This is a genomic window from Olsenella profusa DSM 13989 (assembly GCF_030811115.1).
Lineage (GTDB): Bacteria > Actinomycetota > Coriobacteriia > Coriobacteriales > Atopobiaceae > Olsenella_F > Olsenella_F profusa.
This window is the reverse complement of the sequence record NZ_JAUSQK010000001.1, coordinates 324,286-350,056: the sequence shown is the minus strand read 5'-3', so window position 1 is coordinate 350,056 and position 25,771 is coordinate 324,286. Positions and strand designations below refer to the sequence as shown.

Genomic DNA, 25,771 nt, shown 5'->3' with positions numbered 1-25,771 from the left:
CGTCACATGGAACCTACAAATTCTAAAATTGTCCGGGGCACACGAAGGCTCTCGCTTGATGTCATTCGGTCGCTTGCCATACTCTCTGTCCTTGATTGCCATCTTTCTGGCTTTGTATTTGAGGGCAGCGGGCATCCACTGACAGCATCCCTGGTTTATTCTCTGGGTCGAATTGGAGTTCCTCTCTTCGTTATGCTGACCGGCTATCTTATGCTCCCGCGAGATTATGATGGATCATATCTCTCAAAATATCTCAAGAGCAATGTTTTGGGGCTTTTCGTAGCCTATGAGATTTGGAACGTTCTCTGGTATCTGCTTGGTTGCATTCCGGGGCTCCCCACTTTGAACAATGGACTTCCTATCTCTATTCAAACGTTGCTCCAAAGCATGGTGTTTATGGGCGAGACGAATACAGCTATGTGGTACCTGCAGATGATTCTTGGAATCTACCTGGGCATACCCATTGTTGCTTATCTCGTTCGTATGGTTCAGAAGAAGGACAGCAGGCCATATGGACGCATACTGCTGACACTCCTCATCTATTTTGGGGTTGTTGTCCCGGGCATTAGCGAGACCTTTAGTTTTCTAGGCTTACCAATACAAGCGAGTCCAGTGATGAGTCTCAACGTTTTCGGTACATCTGTCTGGGGTGGGAGTGTTTGGATGGTGTATCTCTTAGGGGGGTACATGATTTCTCGAGAGAGGTTGCGCCGTATGCCGCGCTGGGTTCTTGCTGGCGTTGCATTGCTTAGCATAGGGGTACTTACTTCTATGAGCTATATGCATTCTGTACGCGGTGCAGGGGAAGCCTTTCAGTATGACTCACCGCTCTATGTATGTCTCTCGCTCTCTCTCTTCGAACTTATAGATGGATCCCATGTCCTCAATATGATGGAGGGCATGCCCGCAAGACTCATTGGCATGCTGTCTAGATGGTCTTTCCCAACATATATGTTGCATTTTTGGATGTTCGCGGTAGTCCTTGCTATCATGAATACCTGGAATATCACCTTCCTTACATTTGCACAGGTTAACAGCGCTGTTGCTTTGGCTACCCTCGCGGGTGCCATAGCGGTTGTTCAGGCGCTTTGCATTATCACCGCGTGGATTACGTCTCGTGTGCCTCTTGTCGCGCATTGGTGCTACCTAATGCGCGGTTCCGTACGTCATTGATTCGTAAGAGTTCTAGCTTGTTCGGATATCCGCTTCCTGTGTTCATATCAGAGGTCTTAGGGTGAATTTTTGCAGCGATATGTACTCGCTAGAAGATGTCACTCTTTTTTGGATTGACTTTGCGATACACATTGCGGAGCCTCTCAAATCCCTTGGTCTTCTCAGGGAACGCCTTCTGTACTACGGGAGTAATCATGCGCTGGTAGATAAACTCCTTGGGCGTAAGCGAGCGCTCCTTCTGGGCGTTTTCGTGTGCCATGCGCGCCAGCGCTTCTTCGTAATACACGGTTTTACGCGAGAAATGCCAGAAGTAAGGGGCCATATCTGCAGAGGGAATATCCCAGGGTTTATCTGGCCCAGCAAAATGGGCGATGGCAGGATGCTTGTGTGCCTCCACATAGGCAAAGTACATATCGCGCGGTGCACGCGAGATGATGCGCGAGAGTCTGACCCCACGCCAGTTCATCAGGACATTCCAGTCCATGGGAACAAACTTTACGTAGCCTTGACATAGGTAATTAAGAACATCCTGGTCAAGAAGCTCCCACTTATAAGACGAGGCAAAGGCAAAGATTTCGTCTGGCGTATAAGTTGAGCGCCATGCATCTAGATTGAACAGGATCGTACCTGCCTGGAAGTAAGAGTAGGGATCCTTGATGCCAAGGATATTGTCCATATACTCCTTCTTGTGAGAAGCCGCGCCATTATACAGGCCTGCTGTATCTGGATCCTTACAGGCTGCAACTAGGTAGCCCTCAATATGCTCGTCAAAGAGCGTCGCTACGTCACGCAAGACAACCATGTCAGAGTCTAAATAGAGCACTTTGTGATAGGCAGGCAGTAATTGTGGCAGGAGCAGACGGAAGTATGTCTCTACCTTGAAGTGGCCGCGTGTAAACAGCTTGTCCTGGTAATCATGCATGGCTCGAAAAACGCCTAAGAAACGTAAGCTGATATTGTCTGTTTCTACTTGGCGTTTGAGCTGGGCCTGGTTCTCAAGAAAAATATCCTGGGTGAGTACAATGAGGTCGTAGCAGCGCTCCCTCGAAGAGGTGTCCTTGATGGATTGGAGCAATGCTGCGAGGTAAGGTACATAATAGTCATTTGCTGAGAAGACTACGGTTACAGGATTCTTCCCTTCAAAGATGGGGGAGAGATGCTCGATAGCCTCTACGTGTCTGAAGAGCACGCGCTGTAGCGTGTTGTAGGCATAACCTTGCTCCTTGAGCCAGGTAACATAGATGCCACAGAGACGTTCCGACAGATACCCACTTACACGGTAGGACGTGATGTCGTAGTCAGAAATGTCACGGCGCTTCTCATGTTCCTCTAGAATGTCAAACAGCCATTCGCTGTACTTGCGGAATATCTCACGCTTCATAATGAACATGTTGCAGAAGTAGCCCTCAGTCTGATTGAGATAGCGCTCTGCAACATCGACGAATTCGGGATAACGCTCACGAATAATATTAAGCACACAATCGAGGTCTTCAGACTTCTGCTCCCAAGAGCTATCGTACTGTTGACGCATGGTCTGTCCGTCCACAAACGAACCGGGTTCAGAAATCACGAAATCATAAGGTTCAATCTTTGCACGCATGTGCTCCTCATCGAAGTGCATTTTCTTGAGCGTCTTTTCGTCATTGATGTCTTCAAACACGTCGCCGAAGTAATTAGTCTTAAAATGCTCATCAGAAAACGAGAAATAACGACGATAGTGCATAAAGCCGAAGTAGTCTGCATCCTCGTGCTTCCAGACCCAATACTGGGCGGTCAGCTCACAATAGGAGGCGTTCTTAGAGGAGATATTGTCTCCCTCGTCATCGTGGAGCATTCCGGGGAAATGGGTGTTATGAAGGGCACAGCCCACTTGGATTGGCTTGATAAGCTCATTATCTGGAAAATAGACACGGTCCTTATGAGTGGAAATGAAGATTTTGATGTTCGGCCTACTGTTCGACATGAATCCCCTCCGGAAACACACCTGATGTATTTCTTAGCCATTGTAAGGTACTTTGCCTCGTGCAGACGAGAGAGAATAATGCTCATTGGGCAGGAGATTTTGGGGCTGCGGTGGAGGTCTTGGACCACATATGTCCTATGCTGCCAGGCCCAAGTCCCTCTGGTGCTGCACGGGGCTCCGGTAGTCCGGATCGCTCTTGATTCTGATGTCACGATGCCGTCTCAGATATGCGCCGGACATGCCGACGAGCTCCCCGGCTGTATTTAGTCAACCTTTACTTTCAGTACCAGGCCCAAGCCGAAAGTTAGGCTTGACTAAACACACCTGCACGCGGAGTGCCCGATGCCCGCGGCGAAGATCCTCAGGGCGATGCCCACCGACGAGGAGATCGCCAGGGAGATGAGGATGGTCGGATACGGGGACAGGGCGAGGATCGGCCCGCAAAGGTGGGGCGACGGCCTCGTCTGGGAGGAGCTCCACAGGTCGAGTCCGTGGAGGTGAGACTGGGACTAGCCAGCAACACGTTTTGTCCTATAACCCCAAATGCACCCCTTGCTGCCGTCACATCGCTATAACCGTACCCAAGCACCCTCTACTCAACGGGAGTTTGGGTATGGTTATGCACTCGGGCACGCACCACGCACGTCATTTTGGTACCGCTTTGGGCGGCTCGCATTCTCAGATACACTCAACAAAAGAGTGCCTGTAGCCAGTTCCTGTTGTGACAAGGAGTGCGTGTGAGGGGAGTACAGGACGTTGTCCAATAGGTGTACTTAACAAGTCACTAGAGCTTAATGCCAGAATGGAAGGTAGCGATCACAAAACTTTGCGGCAGTGATGATTTCCACGTCGTCGAATTGTTCTAGGTCAAGCAGATCCTTATCGCCGCTAACGATGTAGAGCGCACGAGATGAAACTGCGCATTCCAGGAACTTGTTGTCATCGGGATCCCTGCAGATGTTAACTGTGCATTCAGGCTGCACCAAATGCAGGACTGCTTCGAAGGGTGCCAGAACGTCTCTTCGCAGCTTGCCCTGCTTTCGAGCGATCATCTCGTCGACGATTCCTTGGTACTCATCCACAATGTCAGGAGTTGCAAACGCGGCGATTTTTCCCTCAACCACCGCTTCAAGGACTTTCCTCGGGTTACCGCCAAAGAAGGTTCCTGAGATGACCACGTTGGTGTCAATCACTATTCTCACGCGTGCCTCTTTGCTCTGACGGACTTGATGACGTCGTCTACGTCAGACTCCTGGTAGCCGACCGACTTGGCCCATGCCTGCGCCTCGTCCAGCCTGGCGTGGAATTCCTCGGCGGTTGGCATCTGAATCCTCTTGAGCATAATGACATCACCAGAGGTGTATACGGCAAGTTTGTCGCCACTCTGAATCGAGAGCTCCTTGCGCAGCTTTGCGGGTAGCACAACCTGTCCTTTGGAAGAAACAGTAAGAACATTCGAGCTCATGATGACTCCTTAAATAAGAAATTCTTACGTGTAGTATACCCAGCGCAGGACTGTCCAGTTATGAACGTGGAATTGTGAGTAGAAATGGGCCGAGTACGTCCTGTTCTACGCCGCTGACGAGAGGTTGGACCAGGCACGCCGATCGGCCGCTGACTTTAGGCCCCTGCCATCGCGGCGGTCGAGGCGGCGCTCAAGCAGGCGGCTGCTTGTTGATACCGCTACCATAATTTTCGACAGCCGAGCTACCGTGTCACGCCAATCGCGCCACTGCAGTTTCGACACCGGCGCCACCACCCTCTCGCCAATCAGACCACCGGCAACATGCCTGCTCCCGACCGGGCAGCCGTCGGGAGGGGCTCGATCGGGGAGGAGCGTGATGGGGGAGCCGAGCACGTGCCGGCAGCCCGGCGTGAGGCCCCACCTCGCGCAGATAGGAAGGAAGTGTGGGCCGCACGGGCGGACGGTGGCAGGGCGCCGGAGCCGGGGAGAGGGGACCGAGGACCGCAGGCGAGGCGAGGAGAGTGCGTTCGACGGGTTCAGGGGCGTGATGGAGCAGGAGGCGGCGCTCCCGGGGATCACGGAGAGGGCGATCCACGAGTTCCTGCCCGACCGTCACCCGGAGGCGAGCCTGCCGGAGTGCGGGCCGTTCACGAAGTGCTGCCGCTCGCACGGCATAGGGCGCGCTGGCGCGCCCGAGCCGGAAGCGCGCCCGAGGTTCGGGACGCCGCCGGAGCGCCAGATGCAGTTCGACTGGAAGGAGAGCCTGCGGATGGTCGACGTCAACGGCGAGGTCTTCGAGTTCAGCGTGTTCTCCGCCGCGCTCGGCCACTCGCGCGACCACCGCCTCATCTGCTCGCGCACGCGTACGGAAGATGACCTGCTGGCATGCCTCCTGGCGACGCTCGTGCGCTTCGGCGGCATGCCCGGGGAGGCCATCACCGACGACATGGGGGCGCTCGTCACCTTCGTCGGCGGCAGGCACGTCAAGTCCGAGCGCGCGTGGCGGCTCGCCAGGGAGGCGGGGTTCGGGCTGGGGCCCTGCGAGGTGTCGACACCCCGGACGAAGGGCAAGGGCGAGAGCGCCAACCGCCTCGCGAGCAGGCCCGGGGCCTGCGATCACGGCCTCGAGGGCGAGCGGGGGCCACCCGACGCCACCGCGCGCATCGAGGCGCGCCCGAACGCCGGGCCCAGCGAGACGACGGCGCGGGCGGCCGCCGTGTAGCCCATGCCCGCGAGCACGAGCTCGGCGTAGTGACGCCTCCTGGCGGCCAGCATCTCGCCCTGCCTCCCATGGGCGACTCCCGCGTATCCGTACCCCACCAAGGACTCCTTCCGAAATCCATGGTGTTGCGACGACCGTTAGAATCCGCCCGATGGGCTTTCCCGGTCTCGAATCCGTCCCTCTCATGTCGCCCAGAAGCCTCACGGTGCGAGCGAGCCGGGTGGCAAGCGAGCACCTGACCTCGTGGATCTGCAAGTCATAGTCACCCATGCGGAGGTCGATAGGCTTCTGGCAAAGAAGACGTGCGAGAGACTGTTTGCCTACAGGCAGCTGCAGCCGTGGTCACCGACGACCAAGAAGGGGATCGATTGGTGAGCATTCATGGCTTTTCCATAAATCTGTTCCCTCCGTATATCAGTGACGTAACATAGCAACTTGAGTGCTTGCCTAGGGGCCACAACGACAGGGGCGCCCTCCGGACAAAAAGGGACATCTCGCATATGCTTCAACCGCTTACCGACCTCTTCCTGGTCATCGTGGACTGGGCCCATGGCCTCACGGGGAGCTACTGGGTGGCCATCTTCGTGTTCACCCTGGTGTCCAAGGTCGTCCTCATGCCACTCTCACTGTGGTGCCAGAAGAACTCCATCGTCATGGTGCAGGTGATGCCCGACCTGTTCCGCCTCAAGGAGCGCTACTTTGGCGACCGCGAGGCCATCGACGAGAACCAGAACCGCCTCTACAAGGAGCACCACTACCACCCGCTGCTCTCCCTGGTGCCCCTGGCCATCCAGGTCATCATCCTGTTCGCGCTCGTGGACGTCATCCACGCCATCACCGACAGCGGCGCTCCCGGCACGGAGTTTTTGGGCCTGGTGCCCAGCCAGGACGGTGGCGCCTCCCTCGTGATGGTGCTTCTGGCCACGCTGTCCGCCGTGGCCATGGGCGTCGCCTCCAACCACATCAACCCGCTGCAGCGCGAGCAGTCGCGCGCGGAGAAGAACACTACCAACGGCCTCTCCATCGCGCTCTCCATGTTCCTCGCGTTCTTCGTGGCATGTGGCATGGCCTTCTACTGGGTGTGCTCCAACCTGCTCTCCATTCTGGTGCAGGTGGTGTGCAACCTCATCATCAGGCCATCCAGGTACATCGACTACGACGAGCTCAACGAGACGCGCGACTCCTACGATGCCATGGTCGAGGCCACCAGGAGCGAGCACAGGTGGTGGCAGCGCGACCCACACGCCCGCCGCGAGAAGGCCGACTACAAGCGCTTCTTCAAGGTGGATGGCAAGCACCTGGTGTTCTACTCGGAGGGGTCGGGCTTCTACAAGTACTTCCAGGGTGCCATCGAGTGGCTGCTCGCAAACTCCGACGTGCGCATCCACTACGTCACGAGTGACCCTAACGACCAGGTGTTCGAGCTGGCCCTCTCCGAGCCGCGCATCCAACCCTACTATCTGGGGCAGCGCCGGCTCATCACCCTCATGATGAAGATGGACGCCGACGTGGTGGTGACCTCCCTCGGCGACCTGGACAACTTCTACATCAAGCGCTCCTACGTGGACAAGGACACCGAGTATGTGTACGCGCCCCACCACATGACCTCGATGACCGTCACCTCCACGCGCGGCGAGTACGCCAACTACGACGCCGTGATGTGCGTGGGCCAGCACCAGGTGGATGACGCCCGCGCGGTTGAGGAGTTCTACGGCACGCGCCACAAGAAGCTGCCACTGGTGGGCTACGATCTCCTGGACCGCGAGATTGCGGACTACGCGGCCATGGAGAAGGTGCGCCACGAGCGCCCCGAGGTGCTCATCGCCCCCACGTGGAACTATGACAACATCCTGGACTCCTGCATCGACGGCATGCTGGCGCAGCTCCTGGACCATGGCTACCACATCACGGTACGCCCGCATCCCGAGTACATCAAGCGCTACCGTGCCAAGCTCGATGCCCTCATGGCGCGCTACAGCGAGGTGGGTGAGGACGAGCTCACCTTCGAGTGCGACTTCTCGGGCCATTCCTCCATCTTGGAGGCCGACGTGCTGGCCACCGACTGGTCGTCCATCGCCGAGGAGTTCTCCCTCACCACGCTCAAGCCCTGCCTCTTCGTGGACACCACCATGAAGGAGCTCAACCCCGACTGGCCCAAGATCACGGGCTGGACGCCCCTGGACATCTCCATCCGCAGCGAGATCGGCGTCTCCGTGGACCCCAAGGACCTCTCCGGCCTGCGCGCTGCCGTGGACGACATGGTGGCCGATTCCGGGCGCTGGGCGGAGCGGATTCGCACCGTGCGCGAGCGCATGATCGCCAACCTGGGCCACGGCGGTGCGGCGGCGGGCGAGTTCCTGCTGGGCGAGGTCCTGGCCAAGCAGGTTGCCAAGGGTTCCCAGGACGAGGAGGAGGCCACCGATGAGGACTAGGATGCCGAGACGTGCCCTCGTGGCGTGCGACGTCGCCTTTGCCTGTGCGCTGGCCTGCGTGTGGGCCAACGCCCTGGCCACCCCAGCCCTCGCGTACGTGGACCCCTCGGTGATGACCTACACCATCCAGGCCCTCGCCGGCGTGGCCGTGGCCCTCTCGGCCGTGCTGGGCGTGGCATGGCGCCGTCTGCGTCGCGTGCTCCTGAGACTCCTGGGCGCGCACGAGGCACGTGTGCGGGAGGGTGAGGTGCATCGGGTCGACCCCTCGGACGCCGCCGCGCATGAGCGCGCCCGCGAGCAGGCGCATCACGCATCGCTTGTCGTGGACGCCCCGGCTCAGGAACGCCTGCCCTGGCATGTGCGCCTCGTCCTCGCGCTCGTCGTGTGCTTGGTGGCGGTGTTCACGATCTTCGTGGAGCCGGCGCTCGAGATGGTGGCGGCCAGCACGGACAGCCTCTTCTTCACCATCGTCACCATCTGGAAGCCGGTGGTCGTGGTGGGACTTGCGGTCGCCGTCGCACTGGCGCTCGTCATCTCCCTTGCCAGGGGCAAGGCGTTCAACGTCCTGCTGGCGCTGGTGAGCGCTCTGGCGCTTGCGGCCTTCCTGCAGGTGCTCCTGCTCAACGTCGGGCTGCCCGCGGCAGATGGCTCCCCGGTTCCGTGGGACTCGTTCCAGGGGATCACGGTGATCTCGGCGCTCGTGTGGGTTGTCGTCATCGCGGGTGCCGTGGCGTTCGCCCTCAGGCGGCCCCTGCCCTTCAAGGGCGTGGCCGTGCTCCTCGCCGTGCTCCTCGCCGTGTCGCAGGGCATCGGGCTGGGCCTCACCACGCGGCGCCCCACGGCCGACGGTACCCCCGTGAGTGCCGAGAAGCCGCAGGTGACCATGGAGGGCCTCATGGACGTCTCGGACAGGGGCAACGTGATCGTGTTCGTGCTGGACACCTTTGACGTGAGCTTCCTCGACCAGACGCTGGCGCAGTATCCCGACGCGCTGGACGAGATGACGGGCTTCACCAACTACCACAACACCGTGGGCAACATGATCCCCACGCGCTACGCGTTGGCCACGCTCACCACGGGGCGCACGCTCAGGCAGGACGACCCGGCCTTCTCCAACACGCTGGTGCGCGGCTGGTACGGCGGCGACAACCTGGTGGATGCCGTCAACCGCTCCGGCTACTCCACCAGCATCTACTCGGGGGACATCTACAACGGACTGTCGCAGCTCAACGGCAGGGTCACCAACCTGCACCCCATCCCACCCCAGCCGAACAGCTTCCTGTCCACGATCTCCATCCTGGCAAGGGCGGCCTTCTACCGCGACCTGCCATGGGCGCTCAAGCCGGGGATGTGGTTCAACACCGATGACCTCAACAACGCGGTGCTGCGGACCAACGACCCATCCGATCCCAGCGTCGACCTCGACAACGAGCCCTACGTCTACGACGACGTGTCCTACCACCACATGCTCCAGAGACGTGGCCTCTCGGTGGAGCCGGACTCCGGCAAGGGGTCGTATCGTCTCATCCACCTGCTGGGCTCGCACCCACCGTTCACCATGGACGAGCATGGCGAGTACGCCCAGGGCGAGGTGACGCAGGTCCAGCAGTCGCGCGGCTCGCTGGAGATCGTGAGCGAGTACCTGAGGCAGCTCAAGAGGCTGGGCAAGTACGATGATGCGACCATCATCATCACGGCCGACCATGGGCACTGGTACCTCACGGACGAGATCAGCGAACCCTCGTCGCCCATCTTCCTGGTGAAACCCTCCGTGGAGCTCGGCGGCGACTCCAGCCAACCGTGCAGGACCTCCAACGTGCCCACAGGCCACATGGACCTGCCGGCAACCATCCTCGCCGCCACGGGTGGGGAGCCATGGCCCACGGGCATGCCCGCGTGGGAGGTGCCCGACGTCCCCCGGCCACGCTACTATGGCGCGACGGCCGCCGTCAACGAGAATGGCACCTGGAGGCGCACCTACATCCGCCAGTGGCGCATCGACGGCGACTCATGCGACTTTGGAAACTGGACGGAGACGGGCACCATCTGGCCCATCGTCGAGTCCGACTAGGACAGTCCTCCCATCCATGGACATGGGCACGGGAAATGAGCACAGGAGCGTTCAATCTATGGATTATTGCTCCATAGATTGAACGCTCATTTCTTTGCAAGTACACTAAAGCGGTTGAACATTACATCCCTCCACCGTGGGCAGGGGAGAAACACGAGACCTTCATGGCGATAGCGCAGGACGAATTCGAACGGCTCCAGCAGCGTGCGCTCGCAGGGGACGCCGCGGCCCAGGCGACGCTCGCACCCTACCAGGTGGACAATGCCATCATCATGGCGGCGGGCCTCTCGTCGCGCTTCGTGCCCATCTCGTACAAGACGCCCAAGGGCCTCATCACGGTGAGGGGGGAGGTACTCATCGAGCGCCAGATCCGCCAGCTCAGGGAGGCTGGCATCACCGACATCACCGTGGTGGTGGGCTACCGGAAGGAGCGCTTTGCCTACCTGGCGGATGCCTTCGGCGTGGACCTCGTGGTCAACGACCGCTATGCGGAGCGCAACAACAACTACACGCTCTGGCTCGTGCGCGACCGCCTGGCCAACACCTTCGTGTGCTCGTCGGACGACTACTTCGAGCGGAACCCCTTCGAGCGCTACGTGCGTGGTGCCTACTACGCGGCGGAGTACGTGGCTGGTCCCACCGACGAGTGGTGCCTGCGGACGGACGGCAACGGGCGCATCGTCTACGTCGAGGTGGGCGGCGCGGACGCCTGGGTCATGCTGGGCCACGCCTACTTCGACCGCCCCTTCTCCCGGCGGTTCGTGCGGCTCCTGGGCGCGGAGGTCGAGGATCCCACCACGGCGGACCGCCTGTGGGAGGCCATCTACGCCGACCACCTGGACGAGCTCGCCCTGATCATGCGTCGCTACGACGAGGGGGTCATCCGCGAGTTCGACAGCCTCGACGAGCTTGTCGCCTATGATCCTGCCTTCATCGAGTCCGTGGACTGTGCGGTGCTTGACAACATCACGACCACGTTGCGCTGCTCCCGCAGGGACCTCGGCGACTTCCGTCCCGTGGGGCAGGGCCTCACCAACCTCTCCTTCCACTTTTCCGTGGGGGAGGGCGAGCGCAGGTGGGAGTACGTATACCGCCATCCTGGCGTGGGGACCGACAAGTTCATCAACCGCCAAGCAGAGACGGACGCCGAGGCGGTCGCCGTACGCATGGGCATCGACGGGACCTTCGTCCACGAGGACCCCACGAGCGGGTGGAAGATCTCCCACTTCGTGCGCAACGCCCGCACCATCGACCCCACGGATCCCGCTGACGTGCGTCGTGCCATGGAGTGCGCGCGACGCCTCCACGAGTCGGGGGCGCACATCCCCGCCACGTTCGACTTCTTTGCCGATGGCGTAGGCTACGAGACCTTGCTCGAGGAGCATGGCGACATCACCGCGCCTGGCTACCATGAGCTGCGCGACAAGGTGGTGCGCGTCAACGGGCATGCCCAGGCGGACGGCTACGAGGCGGTCTTCAGCCACAACGACTACCTGCCACTCAACCTTCTCGTGGGCGAGGACGACGAGCTCTTTGTCATTGACTGGGAGTTTGCCGGCATGGGCGACCCCGGCAACGACACGGCCACCTTCATCATCTGCAGCGACGCCGACCGCGCACGAGGCGATGCCGCCATCGACGCCTACTTTGGTCGCCCGGCGACCTTCGAGGAGCGCAGGCACTTCTGGGCCCGTGTGGTCCTGGGCGGATGGTGCTGGTACGTCTGGGCGCTCGAGAAGGAGGCGGAGGGTGCCGGCGTGGGCTCGTGGCTGGACATCTACCGCAGCTACTGCGCCGACTACATCGACATGGTCCTCGCCTGGTATGAGGACGGGACGAAAGGGGCTCACTCATGATCTGGGGCTTTGGGGCGGCGCTCACCTGGGCGCTCGATACGGTCATCCTCTCGGTGGCGCTCGCGAAGGGCGTCTTCGTCTCCACGCCGCAGGCCATCGCGCTCGCGGCGTTCGTGAGCACGTTCCTGCATGACGCGGGCTCGGCCGTGACGGCGTTCGTCTACATGGCGCTGCGTCGCAAGCTCAAGGACACGCTGGCCATCCTCAAGACGCGGGCCGGCCTCGTGATCATGGGGGCAGCGCTCATCGGTGGCCCCCTCGGCATGACGGGCTACGTCATCTCGGTCAATAACATCGGGGCGTCCTATGCCGCCGCCATCTCCGCCTTCTTCCCGGCATGGGGGGCCTTCCTGGCGGCCATCGCGCTCAAGGAGCGCATGCACTGGTTTCAGTGGCTGGGTCTCATCGCGTGCCTTGCCGCGGTGGCCGTGCTGGGCTACACGCCTGCCGAGGGCATTCCCGGCAACTGGACCGTGGGTATCATCGGTGCGCTCGCCTGCGTGTTGGGCTGGGGCACCGAGGCGGTCGTCGTCGACTGGGGCCTCAGGAACACCGCTGTGGACAACGAGGTGGCCATGCAGATCAGGCAGACCACCTCGGCGCTTGCCTATGCCGCCATCATCCTGCCGGTGTTGGGCGGCTGGGGCTTTGCGACGGACGTGCTTGGCAGCGATGCCATGCCCTTCGTCGCGCTCGCGGGCGCCTCGGGCACGGTGTCCTACCTCTGCTACTACCGTGCCATCGACCTCATCGGCGCGTCACGCGCCATGGCGGTCAACATCACCTACTCGGCGTGGGCCATACCCATCTCACTCATCATTCTGGGGTCCATCCCCGACGTCAAGGGCGTCGTCTGCGCCATCGTGATCATCCTGGGTGCCATCTGCGCGGCGACGGACGTTCGTTCGATGCTTGGCGCCACGTCACAGGAGGCCTAGCATGACCCTCTCCAAGAGCGAGTTCAATCTGCTCAAGACCATCGCGGCCCAGGAGGGCCCCGTGAGCCAGCGCGAGCTTGCCGCCGAGAGCGGCCTCTCGCTGGGCACCGTCAACTCGTCGCTGCGCGTGTGCGAGGATGCGGAGTACGTGCAGGATGGGCGCATCACGCAGGCGGGCATGGAGGCGCTCGAGCCCTATGCGGTGGACAATGCCGTCATCATGGCGGCGGGCCTCTCGTCGCGCTTTGCCCCCATCTCGTATGAGCTGCCCAAGGGCCTGCTCAAGGCCCATGGCGAGGTGCTCATCGAGCGTCAGATCCGCCAGCTCATGGATGCCGGCGTCACCGACATCACCGTGGTCGTGGGCTACAAGAAGGAGTACTTCTTCTACCTGCGCAGCAAGTATGGCGTCACCATCGTGGTCAACCCCACCTACGCCACGCGTAACAACAACGGTACCCTGTGGCTCGTGCGCGACCGTCTGGCCAACACCTACGTGTGCTCGTCGGACGACTACTTCACGCAGAACCCCTTCGAACGCTACGTGTACGGCGCCTACTATGCCTGCGAGCGCGTGGAGGGCCACACGGACGAGTGGTGCGTCTCCACGGGCGCCGCCGGGCGCATCATGGGCATCAGCGTGGGTGGCACCAATGCGCTGGTCATGCTGGGACACGCCTACTTCGACCGGGCGTTCTCCGAGGGGTTCGTGAGGGCGCTGGAGCAGGACTACAACCGCCCCGAGACCGCGGACAAGCTCTGGGAGGGCATCTATGCCGATCACCTGCGCGAACTCTCGATGGTGGCGCGTGAGTACCCGGCGGGCGTGATCAACGAGTTTGACTCCCTGGATCAGCTGCGCAGCTTCGACCCACGCTTCATGGAGAACGTGGACTCCAGGATCTTTGACAACATCGTATCCATCCTGCACTGCGACAAGGATGACATTCACGAGTTCTGGCCGCTCAAGCAGGGGCTCACCAACCTCTCCTGCCACTTCTCCGTGGGGGAGGGCACGGACAAGCAGGAGTACGTCTACCGCCATCCTGGCGTGGGCACGGAGAAGCTCGTGAGCCGTGCGAGCGAGGCGGCCGGCCTGCGCCTTGCCAAGGAGCTGGGGCTGGACAGCACCTTCATCTACGAGGACGAGGAGCATGGCTGGAAGCTCTCGCGCTTCGTGACGAACGCCAAGAACCTGGACTCCGGCAACGACGACCAGTTGCGTCGTGCCATGGAGATGGGCCGCAAGCTGCACGAGAGCGGCGCTAGGCTCGATCGCCGCTTTGACTTCGTGCTGCAGGGTCTGGAGTACGAGCGGCTCCTGCTGGAGGGCGGCCCCATCGAGGTGCCTGGCTATCAGGAGCTCAAGGACAAGGTCATGCGCCTCAAGGAGCATGCGGACGCGGATGGGTACCCCATCTGCGTCTCACACAACGACTTCTTCGAGCTCAACTTCCTGGTGGACGAGAACGACGCCATGAGCCTCATCGACTGGGAGTATGCGGGCATGTCGGACGTGGCCAGCGACTACGGCACGTTCGTGGTGTGCTGCCAGCTCTCCGACGAGCGTGCCGAGCGGGCGCTCGAGTACTACTTCGGTCGGCCCGCCACGGCGGCAGAGCGCCGTCACTTCTGGAGCTATGTGGTGTTCGCCGGCTGGTGCTGGTACCTGTGGTCGCTCGAGAAGGAGTCCGAGGGCGACAACGTGGGCGAGTGGCTGTTCGTCTACTACCGCTACGCCGCGGACAACGTTGACAAGGTGCTCTCCTGGTACGAGGAGGCGGCTCAGGCGGACTAGGCCTCATGTCGCGAGGCACATGGCGATCCTATTGTTTTGAGGGCTTGGCGGCGTCGTGCCCCCGCTCGTGCCGGTCGAGCGCAAGCTCCTGCGAGAGCACCTCGACCTTGTGGGTGAGCACCGAGATGTCGCAGGCCTGGTCAAACAGCTTGAGCAGCATGAGGGCGATGAGCACCACGAACACGAAGTTGCTGGGCGAGAGGAAGCCGGTAAGCCGGGAGAAGAAGAACGCAATCTGCGGGAAGACGGCCAGGACGAGCAGTACGACGGCGGCCACCACCCAATAGACCGACTCCGAGACGCGAATCTTGCGCTTGCGGATGCGTCGCACCACCACGCCCAGGGCGATGATGGTGACGAGGATCAGAAGGACGCGAAGGACCGGGCTCATGGGGCACCCCTTACCTAAACCATTGGAAGAGCAGCAGCGACAGGCACGTGCGCAGCATGTAGCGGATGGAGCTCATGAAGCGGAGATAGCTGGTGCCGCCCTGACGCTCGCGCATCTGGGCGGGCACCTCCACCACGCGGGCGCCCTTGCGGATGAGCAGGGCCACGGTGTCCGGCTCGGGCGTGATGTCGAAACCGTTGGCGAAGACCTCCATCATGGCGCGATCGTACATGCGCATGCCCGAGGTGGGGTCTTGGATGGTCTGATGTGTGGTGTGGCGAATGAGCCAGGTGATGAGCTTGGCGCCGGCGCCGCGCACACCAACGGCCCCACTCCCGGCGGCCCCACGCGATGCGATGACGATGTCTGCGCCGTGTTCGATGGCCTGTGCCATCGACGCGAGGTAGATGGGCATGTGCTGCCCGTCCGCATCATACTGCACGGCAGCGTCGTAGCCGTTGCGCAGCGCATGCTTCATGCCCGCCTGCACGCCGGCGGAGAGTCCGCAGTTGACGGGAAGGTCGATGTGATTGAAGCCCCGCCGGTCGAGGATCTGTGGCGTGTCGTCTGCCGAGCCGTCGTTCACGACGAGGTAGTCCACCTGTGGGCAGGTGCGTACCAGCTCATCCACGGTGTCCTCGATGCATTCCTGCTCGTTGTAGGCGGGTATGATGGCAAGCACCCTCACGAGGCGGCTCCCTGTGCATAGCGGATTGACAAACCCTGACCAGTGTATGCGATTCTGTGGGGCGGCTGGGAACATTCATGGGATACGCCCGCATTGCGGGCACCGCGGCCGTGGCGCGTGGGCATGCTGGCCTTTCCTGACGAATCCACGTTGACGCTCTCAAGCCGGGCCATCATGGATGGCCCGCATCGAACACGCCCGGCTACCTGCGTGCGCTTTCACCCCAGATCGCGCCTCAGACGGGGAGGTTCTGTCGCCTGCCCGAGGATACCTATGAGACCCTCAACCAGCTGGAGCCCCGCTACCATCCCGCAGACGTCATGACCGCCTCGGGCCACCCCCTCATGACCACCACGTTCGCTCGTGGCCAGATAGGCACGAGGCTCGTCGCTGATCCCAACCGGGCCCTGCTTCCCAACCCTGCGGGCATCTGCGCATGCCTACAAGAACGGCCCCTTGGCCACGGCGGAGGACGTCTCCTCCCAGCAGGGAGGCCTGACGCTCGCGGACGGGACGATGGGCGGCCGGCCATACGCTGGGGACATCATGACTGCAGGCGGCCTCATCCAGCCTGGCTCCACCGTCCCGGATGGATGGCAGCTGGTCAGCGGCGCGTACCACCACCTCGAGCATGGCAGGGGCCACACGGGCTGGTTCGAGGAGGGGGGACGACTCGTGGTGCTGGCTCTCTGCCAGTGGTGCCATGGTGCACAGCACGCCGTTCTCGATCAATGGCACGCGCCACGCCCTCGACGGAAGTGGCCGGTGACGCGCATAACGATGCGGGCCCTGACGCTGTCGCATGGAAGGGCGCCGGCAACGGGCCGTTGCGCTATGCTACTTGTCTGTGGCATCACTACCCTTGGAGGAAGCCCCGTGCTCTCTGTCGACGAACAGCTCAAGATCATTACATCGGGCACCATGCAGATCGTGCCCATGGGAGAGCTCAGGAGGAAGCTCGAGAAGGGCACGCCCCTCAACATCAAGCTGGGTGTGGATCCCACCTCGCCTGACCTGCACCTGGGCCATGCCGTCCCCCTGCGCAAGATGCGCCAGTTCCAGGACATCGGCCACGACGTGACCCTCATCATCGGCAATGGCACCGCGCTCATCGGCGACCCCTCCGGTCGTGACTCCACCCGTCCGCCTCTCACGGAGGGGCAGGTGGAGGCCAATGCGCAGACCTATGTTGCCCAGGCCATGAAGGTGCTTGACCCCCAGAGGACCAAGATCGTCCACAATGGCGACTGGCTCAAGCCCCTCGACCTGGCCAAGATGCTCGAACTCATGAGCAAGTTCAATGTGGCCCGCATCCTCGAGCGCGAGGACTTCCACACTCGCTATGCCAATGGGCAGTCCATCGCCCTGCATGAGTTCATCTATCCCGTGCTCCAAGCCTACGATTCCGTGGTCATCAAGGCGGATGTGGAGATGGGCGGCAACGACCAGATATTCAACCTGCTCGCGGGACGCGACCTCATGCGTGCCATGGGCATGGAGCCGCAGGTGGCCCTTACGATGCCGCTTTTGGTGGGGACCGATGGCATCAGGAAGATGTCCAAGAGCTACGGCAACTACGTGGGGCTCACCGATGAGCCGACCGACATGTTCGGCAAGGTCATGAGCATCACGGACGAGCTGGTGCCCATGTACTTCCGTCTGTGCTCCACCGTCCCCGTGGATGAGGTGGACGCCATCGATGCTGCCTATGCGAACAAGACGGCCGACCCCTACCATCTCAAGCGCCAGCTTGCCGCCAACATCGTGGATCTCTACCATGGCGCTGGCGCAGGGGCCCAGGCCGAGGCGGCCTTTGATGGCCTCTTCAAGAAGCACGAGATTCCCGAGGACGTGCCGGAGTTCAAGGCCGACCTCACCCTCAATGACGACGGAAGGGTCTACCTGGCAAAGGTACTGGCAGATGCTGGCCTGGTGAGGTCTGCCGGCGAGGCTCGCCGCATGATTGACCAGGGCTCTGTCAAGATTGATGGCAGGAGGCTGGCTGCCAAGAGCTACAACGTGGAGCCATCCCTGCTGTCTGCCAAAACGGTGCTGCAGGTTGGCAAGCGCAAGTTCGTGCGGCTGGCATAGACGAATGACGATGCAGGAGCGCATCCCGCTCGTCGCGCATGCCTGCATGCGGATTGACCGCTGGTTGCAAACCAGACGGCACGTGCTTGTGGTGTCATTCGCTCTCGCGGCGCTTGTCCTGGCGCCTGCTCTGGCAGTCTTTCATGATGACCCACGTGGAGTGGATGATGACTGGAGCATCTCCCTGATGCTTTCCGGTCGTGTTGGGGCAACTACTCCCTGTCTGTTCGTAAATGCCGTCGTGAGCTACATCTCCTTGGGGATCAATGCCCTCCTCCCGTCCGTCAACGGGTTCTATGCGCTCGAGTTCGTCCTGTCGCTGCTTTCGATGGCTTGCCTCCTGGCATGGGCGCTTTTTTGGCGCCATCGCCTCGGACCATCCATCGTTGCCTCAGGGACGATCTTCCTGACACTCGCAGGGGTAACGATTGGATCAAACTTCACCTATGTTGCGGCACTCTGCTTTATCGCCGGTTGTGCGACGCTCATAAGCAATGCCGCCTCTGCTCGGAGTGTCGCGCCCTATCCTCTTGGAGTCATCCTTGTGATGATGGGGTGCGCCCTACGCTGGGAGATAGCTCTTCTTCTTGTGCCGGCGTGCGCCGTCGCCCTTGTGTTCGTGTCGAGGGGAGTGCTGAGTTCCAGCGACCATGAGACGCATGCCATGGGCTCTCGCCTCCGTCCGATTGCCATGGCGCTTATCGGCTGCCTTGCCCTTGCTGCGTTTGATCTCGCCATCTGGCAGCAGCCGGAAAACAGGGAGTGGTCTCTGTATAGTTCCGCCCGTAGCAGTGCTGTCGACTACACGCTGCGGCAGTATGATGACGTGCGCCATGAGCTGGAGCCATGGGGAATCTCGGAGACTGACTATGGGCTGGTGCAGTCATGGGTGTTTGCCGACCCAGAGGTGTTCGACCGTGATGTGCTGCAGGTGATAGGCGCTCAACGTGCCGTGCAGACTCCCAGTGTGGGGAGAACCATCCTGAACGCAGGTGCCCATCTTATCGAAAGCTGCCGCAAGCTTCTGATGGTGATGCTGGTCACCTGCGCTGCCTATGTGCTTGATGAGAGACGGCGTGGAAGGGCAACGAAGGCCATCCTACTTTCCATGCTCTGCTTTGCGGTGCTGTGCTGCGCCGAATATGCATACGTCTATTCGGATGGGAGGGTTCCCGACAGGGTAGTGACGCCCCTCTTCCTCTGTGCCGCGCTTGGCATGACCCTTTCGGGCCTGTGCGAGAGGGACGTTCGCCAGGATGCGAGGCATAGCAGGAACGATGGGGCTCCCCGCGCCGCGATGGGCATGGCGGCGCTATCCGTGACCTGCATTCTTGTGACATGCCTATGGGGAGGCACGCTTCTCCTGCCGCATGCCTCGTTGCAAAAGCTGGGCCATAACCTCAACCAGCGAAGCTACGTGCCACAGAGCGCCATTCTCTCATATGAGCGCAATCATCCAGATGAGGTGTTTGCCTGGGACGCTACCGGATATGCCTGGGGATTTGAGGGCGCCTATGGTCTCGACATCATCCCGGACGACGACATGCTGTCGCGGAATTTCACCTTGGGCGGCTGGGCTGAGGGGTCCCCTGCACTCAAGGCGCGCAGAAGGCGATATGGCATCGACAACCTGCTAAAAGGTCTGGTTGACAATCCAAAGGTCCGACTCGTGACATATGACACCTCCACTGCGGACAAGCTCGTGGCCTACCTCGACGAGCACTATGCCGCAGATGCACGCTACGAGGTCGTCGATGCCATCGCTGGGCAGACGGATGACGCAACTGCTTACATCATTCGTTTCTACGAGAGCGGCTGACTATGGCTACCAGCTCTGGCTGCCCAGCGCAGGGGCCGATACATCTGGAATTGACTTCTTGCCCCACAGAGGTGATGCCTACCTGCTCGTAGGGGAAGCGACCATCGCATTCAGGTGGTGAGGCGCTCGGTTCGCATGAGGCGTATTGAGAACAGGAAAGGCGAGGCCATCCTTGTCAATGAGCGCCATGGGTCCGTCACCGCACGGCCATCCATCCCTTGCCCTCCCCACACGCAGAATGTATGAGGAAAGGTGGGACAGGCGCTTCCTTTAGTATGCTGGACAGAGGGTTGGTGGCCCGTATCCGGCGGGGAGGAGCTCGCAGTGAGGCAGAAGAAGTCCATGCCCATCGTCCTCGTGACAGCCTTTGCGCTGATGTTCTCGGTGCTACTGACTACACCAGGCCGCGCATCTGCCACCGAGGCCACCGATGATGCCGAGACCGCACCCATCTCTGACGAGGACATGCAGAGGATCAACGACGCCCTCCCGCCGCAGACCACGACCACGAGGCGCATGCGCTCCACGGGCCTCGGCAGCTCGGGTAAGTTCGTGGTTGCGCTCGATGCGGGTCATGGCGGCAACGACGCCGGCGCCGTGGGCAACGGCCTCCAGGAGAAGGCCCTCAACCTGCGCATTGCAATGGCCGCTAAGGCGGAGCTCGAGAGTCATGGCATCACCGTGTGTATGATTCGCGATTCCGACACCTGCGTGTTCAGCACCAACGCCGCCCTTGAGCTGCAGGCTCGTGTGACCAAGGCCTACAAGGCCGGCGCAAGCGTGTATGTGAGCCTGCACGTCAACTCCGGTGGCAGTTCTGGTGCCGAGGTGTGGTATCCCCGCACGGACATCTCGTACTTTCCCGAATGCGGCACGCAGGGACAGGGCCTCGCAAGCGCCATCCTCGATGCGCTCACCAACGGCGAGCCCTATGGCATCGCGCGCCGCGGCATCTTCCAGCGCAAGAACGTCGAGGACACCTATCCCGACGGGTCGCTCTCCGACTACTACGCCGTCATCCGCCATGCCCGCGAATATGGCTTCACCGGCATCATCGTGGAGCACGGCTTCATCGACAACGCCTCCGATGCCTATAACCTCAATCGCCATGCCGAGGCCATGGGCAGGGCCGATGCGGATGCCATCATGCGTTACTATGGCCTGGCCGCCACCTGGGAGCGGTCATCCGATGGCCAGCATTGGATGGTCAGGGAGAGTGGCTCGTACGTTCGGAGTGCCTGGAGGTACCTGGGCAATGCCTGGTACTACTTGGATGGCCAGGGCTATATGGTCACGGGGTGGCAGATCATCGGTGGCGTTCACTACTGGTTTGATGCCTCAGGCGCCATGGCGACCGGCTGGCGTCGGCTGGATGGCTCCTGGTACTACTTCGATGGTTCCGGTGCCCGTATCACGGGCTGGCAGCGCATTGGCTCCACGTGGTACTACCTCGACCCCTCCTCGGGTGCCATGCATACGGGCTGGATATGGACGGATGGCGCATGGTATTACCTCTACGATTCTGGCGCCATGGCCACCGGTTGGGTGAAAGTCGGAGGTTCCTGGTACCTCCTCGGCGGCTCGGGCGCCATGCTCACGGGATGGCAACGCGAGGGCGCTCGGGAATGGGAGCTTGGCCCGTCCGGTGCCTGGACGGGTGCCAGCAGGTAGGGCATGGTGCCGGCTCACCCTGGGTGGCCGACGCTCGCTCACGTTCACGGAGGGGGAGCGCATGAGGCGCGTCCTGAGACTTGTGGGACTCGTGGCAGCGGGCATCGCATGCGTCCTGACAGTGGGACAGACGCCTGCCCTCGCCCAGCCGAGTGACGGTTGGGTGCACGAGGGCCAGACGTGGCAGTACGTCGAGGCCGGTACGCGGGTGACGGGCTGGCATGCCATCGACGGCAGCTGGTACTACTTCGACGCGGCGGGCACGATGCGCACGGGCTGGCAGTATCTGGGTGGCTCCTGGTATTACCTGCGGGACTCCGGGGCGATGGCCACCGGCTGGCTGCGCGTGGATGACTCCTGGTACTACCTTTGCGCGTCCGGTGCCATGGCAACCGGCTGGCTGTGGGATGGGGCCACCTACTGGCAGCTGGCCTCGTCGGGCGCCTGGACGGGGGCCTCCCAGCGGCCGCAGGCCATCATGGGGCCCACGACGGTCACGGCGCAGCAGATGGCGCGCGCCTATCGGCAGGCGGTGGGGGAGTCCTCCTATCCCTCCTCCGTGTACGCATCCCAGGGGGCGGCCACCATAGACCAGTTCTGCCGGGTGCTCGTCGAGGAGGCGGACACCGAGGGCGTCAGCGGTGAGATCGTCTTTGCCCAGGTGATGCTGGAGACCAATTGGCTCAGGTTTGGCGGGGACGTCTCCGTCGAGCAGTGCAACTTTGCCGGCATCGGTGCCGTGGGCGGTGGCGCCAAGGGCAACGACCTGCGCATGGACCTAGATGGCGATGGCAGCTCGGATGGCGTGCGGGCGGGACTTCGGGTGCAGGTCCAGCATCTCAAGGCCTATGCCAGCACGGCGGACTTGGTGAGAGCCCGTCTGGACCCACGCTTTGGCTATGTGCGCCGGGGCAGTGTGACCATGGTGCAGGGGCTGGGCATCCCAGACTATCCCGCAGGCGTGGGCTGGGCCGCTGACGCTGGCTATGGCATGAGGATCGTCTCGCTCGAGGATCGCTACCTTGGCTTGGGCTACTAGGCGATCGTCGGTGTGACCTGCAGTGGCGTTTCGTGCGCGGATGCCAGGGGTTGGCCAGGGAGCCTCCTGGGCCATTCCCTTCGTGTACGGCTGCCTCCCCCGGACGTCCCGCTGCGCTATCATGGGCTGCTGCCCGCCTGACCCCCTGCACGAAGGGATCTGACCCCGTGCGCTTTCGCGATACCCATGCCGTTCCGGAGCTGCTCGCGCCCGCTGGTGGCCCCGAGCCGTTCAATGCCGCCCTCGCCGCCGGTGCGGATGCCATCTACTGCGCCCTGGGCAACGACTTCAATGCCCGTCGCAGCGCGCACAACTTCACCTGTGAGACCTTCGAGGCCGCCTGCCGCGCGGCCCATCTTGCGGACGTGCGCGTGTACGTGACGGTCAACGTGGTCATCCGTACGTGCGAGATGCCCCGTGTGCTCGCCCTGGTGCGCAAGGCGTGGCTGCTGGGTGCGGACGCCTTCATCATCCAGGACTGGGGCCTGCTCTTTGAGATACGCCACCGCTTTCCCCAAATGGAATGCCACATCTCCACGCAGGCCAACATTCACGACGCCCGTGCCACGGCATGGTGTCGGGAGCTTGGGGTGGAGCGCGTGACCCTCTCGCGCGAGCTCTCCGTGCCCGAGATGGCGCGCATCGCCCAGGAGGGCGTCGAGCTCGAGAGCTTTGGGCATGGCGCACTCTGCTTCTGCTATTCCGGCATCTGCATGATGAGCTCGCTTGCCAAAGGGCGCTCCGCCAACCGTGGCATGTGCGCGCAGCCCTGTCGCCTGCCCTACCAGCTGGTGGACGAGGACGGCGCGAGCATCTCGGCGCCGGGACGTCGCCTGCCCCTGTGTCCCAAGGACTACTGCACCATCGAGGACCTGCCGCGCCTTGCCCAGGCGGGCCTGGGCTCGCTCAAGGTGGAGGGTCGCATGAAGGCCCCGGACTACGTGTGCTCCGTCGTCTCCGCCTATCGTGCGCAGCTGGATGACCTGGCGGCAGGCCGCCTTCCCACCGATGTGGAAGAGGCTGAGCGCCACCAGCGGCTGCGTCGCGCCTTCAACCGCGACTTCACGCACGCCTACCTGGACGGGACGTCCGACGACGACATGATGAGCTACGAGCGCTCCAACAATCGTGGCGAGCTGGTGGGGATCGTCGTGGCCACGCGTGACCTCGGTGGTGGCCGCGTACGTCGCGGCGGTGCCAACGGCGGACGCGAGCGGTTGAGGTTCAAGACCTTTGCCGAGGTGGACATCAGGCTGGACAGGTCGGTGGGGGAGGGTGACCTGCTCGAGGTGCGCCCGATGGACGACCCCACGCAGTTCCTGACGACCCATGTCCCGGCGGACGCCCGTGTGGGTGAGACCATCTGCTGCAAGACCGTGCGCCCCATGGCCGCAGGTTGCCCCGTGCGCGTCATCCGCTCACAGGCGGCCATGGACGAGGCGGCGCGCGTTGCCACAGGGGATGACCGGTACAAGAGGCCCGTGCGCGTACGCGTGGAGGCCCGCCTGGGCCAACCGTTCGTGGTGGAGCTTGCCTGCGTGGATGGCGGGGCCACGGCCCGTGCGGAGGGCTTTGTGGTGGAGGCGGCGCGCACCAGGGCCGTCACGCGCGAGGACCTCGTGGAGCATGTGGGCCGCATGGGCCAGAGCCCCTTTGTGCCGGTTGCCTTCGAGGTCGAGGTGGACGAGGGCTGCGGCATGGGCTTCTCGGCCGTGCATGGGGTGCGTGCCAAGGCCTGCCGCCTGCTCGAGGAGACGATCCTGTCGCCCAGCTCGGCCGCGGTGCGCGAGGAGGGCCTCGCCCGCGTGCCTGACGGGGAGGACCTTGCCACTCACCTGCGCTTCGTGCGCAGGGAGGCCGGCCTTGCCGCTCCCAGTGTTTCGCGTGCGGCAGAGGTGTGCGCGCTGGTGCCCACGCCCGTCCTGGCTCAAGCGGCCGTGACCGCAGGGGCGACGCGCCTCTATGCGACGCCGGATGCGTGCGAGGAAGCCCGACGGCAAGACGCTGCGTGGCCGGAGGGCATCACGGTTGTGCCCTGGCTCGACGAGGTGTGCCGCGAGCCCGACCACCAGCGGCTCGATCCGCTGGTGGAGCAAGGTGCGCCCTGCGCCGTGGGCAACATGAGCGAACTTGTGCTCGCGCTCGAGCGTGGCTCCCTGCCCGAGGTGCGCGAGTGCATTCCCGCACACAACGAGAGCACCCTCGTCGCTCTGGAGCAGGCGGGGGCCAAGGGCCTCTGGCTCTCTCCCGAGCTGACGCTGGAGGAGGCCTGTGCGCTGGGCAAGGCGTCATCCGTGCCGTGTGGCCTCATCGTGAGCGGCCGCCTGCGCGCCATGACCAGCGAGCATTGCGTGCTGCAGACGACGGGTCGCTGCATCCACGACTGCGCCAGCTGCGCGCTGCGCTCCAGGCGCCTCTCCCTGCGCGACCGTGCTGGCGCGCTCCTGCCCGTGCGCACGGACCTCGCGGGCAGGAGCCACATCTACGCGGCTCGTCCACTGGACGCCACGCCCGAGATCGGAGAGCTCATCGCGGCGGGCGTCTCTCGCCTGATGGTGGATTGCACGCTGCTCTCGGAGCGGGAGGCGGCCCTTGAGGTGGAGCGCGTGGGGCGTGCGGTGCGCGCTGCGGCGGCTGGCAGGAAGCCTGCACGTCGGTTGGCGCGTGCCACGTCAGGGCACCTCCATGAGCCCATCGAATGAGGGCAACGCTGGAGGCGCCATGATCCTGTCGCAAACCCAACGTATCCAATCGTATGGGATGGGTAGACTGACGGCAATTGCAACCAACATGGTGGGGTAGTGAACCGACGTCCCACCTCGCGCGGAGAGGGTCACCATGGCAGAGAACGAGACGGGCGCGGATGCCCGGCAGGCCGAGCATCCCAAGGTCAACCGCGAGCTGCTGGAGGCGACCATTGGCGTGATTCGCCAGAGCCTCCAGGCGGACGGTGGGGACGTCGAGCTGGTGGCGCTTGACGAGGACACGGGTGTGGTCACGCTCGAGATGCAGGGGGCATGTGCCGGTTGCCCCATGTCTGCCTACGACATGAGCGAGGGCATCGAGCGTATTCTGCAGGAGCACGTCCCGGGCGTCACGCGTGTCGAGCCGGCCATGGCCTGGTAGGTCCACTCTTTGTGATAGGTGCGGCATA

19 protein-coding genes are annotated in these 25,771 nt (G+C 62.4%); 14 read left to right on the top strand and 5 right to left on the bottom strand.

Features of this window, described 5'->3' with window-relative positions; genetic code table 11:
* Nucleotides 1-6 precede the first annotated feature (6 nt).
* The gene (locus J2S71_RS01530; protein WP_307388342.1) at nt 7-1,173 is read left to right on the top strand and encodes an acyltransferase; all 1,167 of its coding nucleotides are present in this window, start codon (nt 7-9) and stop codon (nt 1,171-1,173) included.
* An 88-nt stretch (nt 1,174-1,261) separates the two neighbouring features.
* Here J2S71_RS01530 and J2S71_RS01525 read toward each other — a convergent pair whose 3' ends face one another.
* On the bottom strand, nt 1,262-3,136 hold the full coding sequence (locus tag J2S71_RS01525) for a DUF4422 domain-containing protein (RefSeq protein ID WP_307388340.1): 1,875 nt from the start codon (nt 3,134-3,136) through the stop codon (nt 1,262-1,264).
* A gap of 342 nt (nt 3,137-3,478) precedes the next feature.
* Here J2S71_RS01525 and J2S71_RS01520 point away from each other — a divergent pair, with 342 nt between their 5' ends.
* Nucleotides 3,479-3,637, top strand: a complete 159-nt coding sequence (locus tag J2S71_RS01520) for a hypothetical protein (protein WP_307388338.1) — start codon at nt 3,479-3,481, stop codon at nt 3,635-3,637.
* Nucleotides 3,638-3,927: 290 nt separating this feature from the next.
* On the opposite strand, the gene J2S71_RS01515 is transcribed toward J2S71_RS01520, so the two are convergent.
* Both J2S71_RS01515 and J2S71_RS01510 read right to left on the bottom strand, forming a co-directional pair.
* Complete coding sequence (locus J2S71_RS01515) at nt 3,928-4,338, bottom strand: putative toxin-antitoxin system toxin component, PIN family (RefSeq protein WP_307388336.1); 411 nt, start codon at nt 4,336-4,338, stop codon at nt 3,928-3,930.
* Nucleotides 4,335-4,601 carry an AbrB/MazE/SpoVT family DNA-binding domain-containing protein gene (locus tag J2S71_RS01510; RefSeq protein ID WP_307388335.1) on the bottom strand — a complete coding sequence of 89 codons (267 nt, stop codon included), beginning with the start codon at nt 4,599-4,601 and terminating at the stop codon, nt 4,335-4,337. The genes J2S71_RS01515 and J2S71_RS01510 overlap by 4 nt, the downstream gene beginning before the upstream one ends.
* A 376-nt stretch (nt 4,602-4,977) precedes the next feature.
* On the opposite strand from J2S71_RS01510, the gene J2S71_RS01505 reads away from it, so the two are divergent.
* The 6 genes from J2S71_RS01505 (at nt 4,978) to J2S71_RS01480 (ending at nt 14,918) form a co-directional block, all read left to right on the top strand.
* Entirely contained in the window at nt 4,978-5,823 is an 846-nt protein-coding gene (locus J2S71_RS01505) for a hypothetical protein (protein WP_307388333.1), read from the top strand.
* 500 nt (nt 5,824-6,323) lie between these two features.
* On the top strand, nt 6,324-8,255 hold the full coding sequence (gene yidC, locus J2S71_RS01500) for a membrane protein insertase YidC (protein WP_307388331.1): 1,932 nt from the start codon (nt 6,324-6,326) through the stop codon (nt 8,253-8,255).
* Nucleotides 8,245-10,326, top strand: coding sequence for a sulfatase-like hydrolase/transferase (locus J2S71_RS01495; protein ID WP_307388330.1), 2,082 nt, complete (start codon nt 8,245-8,247; stop codon nt 10,324-10,326). The genes yidC and J2S71_RS01495 overlap by 11 nt, the downstream gene beginning before the upstream one ends.
* 164 nt (nt 10,327-10,490) lie before the next feature.
* On the top strand, nt 10,491-12,182 hold the full coding sequence (locus tag J2S71_RS01490) for an NTP transferase domain-containing protein (RefSeq protein ID WP_307388328.1): 1,692 nt from the start codon (nt 10,491-10,493) through the stop codon (nt 12,180-12,182).
* Nucleotides 12,179-13,120, top strand: a complete 942-nt coding sequence (locus J2S71_RS01485) for a DMT family transporter (protein ID WP_307388326.1) — start codon at nt 12,179-12,181, stop codon at nt 13,118-13,120. The genes J2S71_RS01490 and J2S71_RS01485 overlap by 4 nt, the downstream gene beginning before the upstream one ends.
* 1 nt (nt 13,121) lies before the next feature.
* Complete coding sequence (locus J2S71_RS01480) at nt 13,122-14,918, top strand: phosphotransferase (RefSeq protein WP_307388324.1); 1,797 nt, start codon at nt 13,122-13,124, stop codon at nt 14,916-14,918.
* Nucleotides 14,919-14,946: 28 nt separating this feature from the next.
* On the opposite strand, the gene J2S71_RS01475 is transcribed toward J2S71_RS01480, so the two are convergent.
* Together J2S71_RS01475 and J2S71_RS01470 are read right to left on the bottom strand one after the other, a co-directional pair.
* On the bottom strand, nt 14,947-15,309 hold the full coding sequence (locus tag J2S71_RS01475) for a DUF2304 domain-containing protein (RefSeq protein ID WP_021726839.1): 363 nt from the start codon (nt 15,307-15,309) through the stop codon (nt 14,947-14,949).
* A gap of 10 nt (nt 15,310-15,319) precedes the next feature.
* On the bottom strand, nt 15,320-15,997 hold the full coding sequence (locus J2S71_RS01470) for a glycosyltransferase family 2 protein (protein ID WP_307388321.1): 678 nt from the start codon (nt 15,995-15,997) through the stop codon (nt 15,320-15,322).
* An 876-nt stretch (nt 15,998-16,873) separates the two neighbouring features.
* On the opposite strand from J2S71_RS01470, the gene tyrS reads away from it, so the two are divergent.
* The 6 genes from tyrS to J2S71_RS01440 all read left to right on the top strand — a co-directional run bounded on the left by tyrS (nt 16,874) and on the right by J2S71_RS01440 (nt 25,743).
* Nucleotides 16,874-18,088 (top strand): tyrosine--tRNA ligase, encoded by a 1,215-nt coding sequence (tyrS, locus tag J2S71_RS01465; RefSeq protein WP_307388319.1) that lies wholly within the window; start codon nt 16,874-16,876, stop codon nt 18,086-18,088.
* Between the two features lie 241 nt (nt 18,089-18,329).
* Nucleotides 18,330-19,907 (top strand): hypothetical protein, encoded by a 1,578-nt coding sequence (locus J2S71_RS01460; RefSeq protein ID WP_307388318.1) that lies wholly within the window; start codon nt 18,330-18,332, stop codon nt 19,905-19,907.
* Between the two features lie 324 nt (nt 19,908-20,231).
* A complete protein-coding gene (locus J2S71_RS01455) occupies nt 20,232-21,578 on the top strand; it encodes an N-acetylmuramoyl-L-alanine amidase family protein (RefSeq protein WP_307388317.1) in 1,347 nt (448 codons plus the stop codon).
* 61 nt (nt 21,579-21,639) lie between these two features.
* Entirely contained in the window at nt 21,640-22,617 is a 978-nt protein-coding gene (locus J2S71_RS01450) for a glucosaminidase domain-containing protein (protein ID WP_051332994.1), read from the top strand.
* 167 nt (nt 22,618-22,784) lie between these two features.
* On the top strand, nt 22,785-25,319 hold the full coding sequence (locus J2S71_RS01445) for a U32 family peptidase (RefSeq protein WP_307388315.1): 2,535 nt from the start codon (nt 22,785-22,787) through the stop codon (nt 25,317-25,319).
* A gap of 136 nt (nt 25,320-25,455) precedes the next feature.
* Nucleotides 25,456-25,743: a NifU family protein gene (locus J2S71_RS01440; RefSeq protein ID WP_021726919.1), complete on the top strand. Its 288-nt coding sequence runs from the start codon at nt 25,456-25,458 to the stop codon at nt 25,741-25,743.
* Nucleotides 25,744-25,771 lie beyond the last annotated feature (28 nt).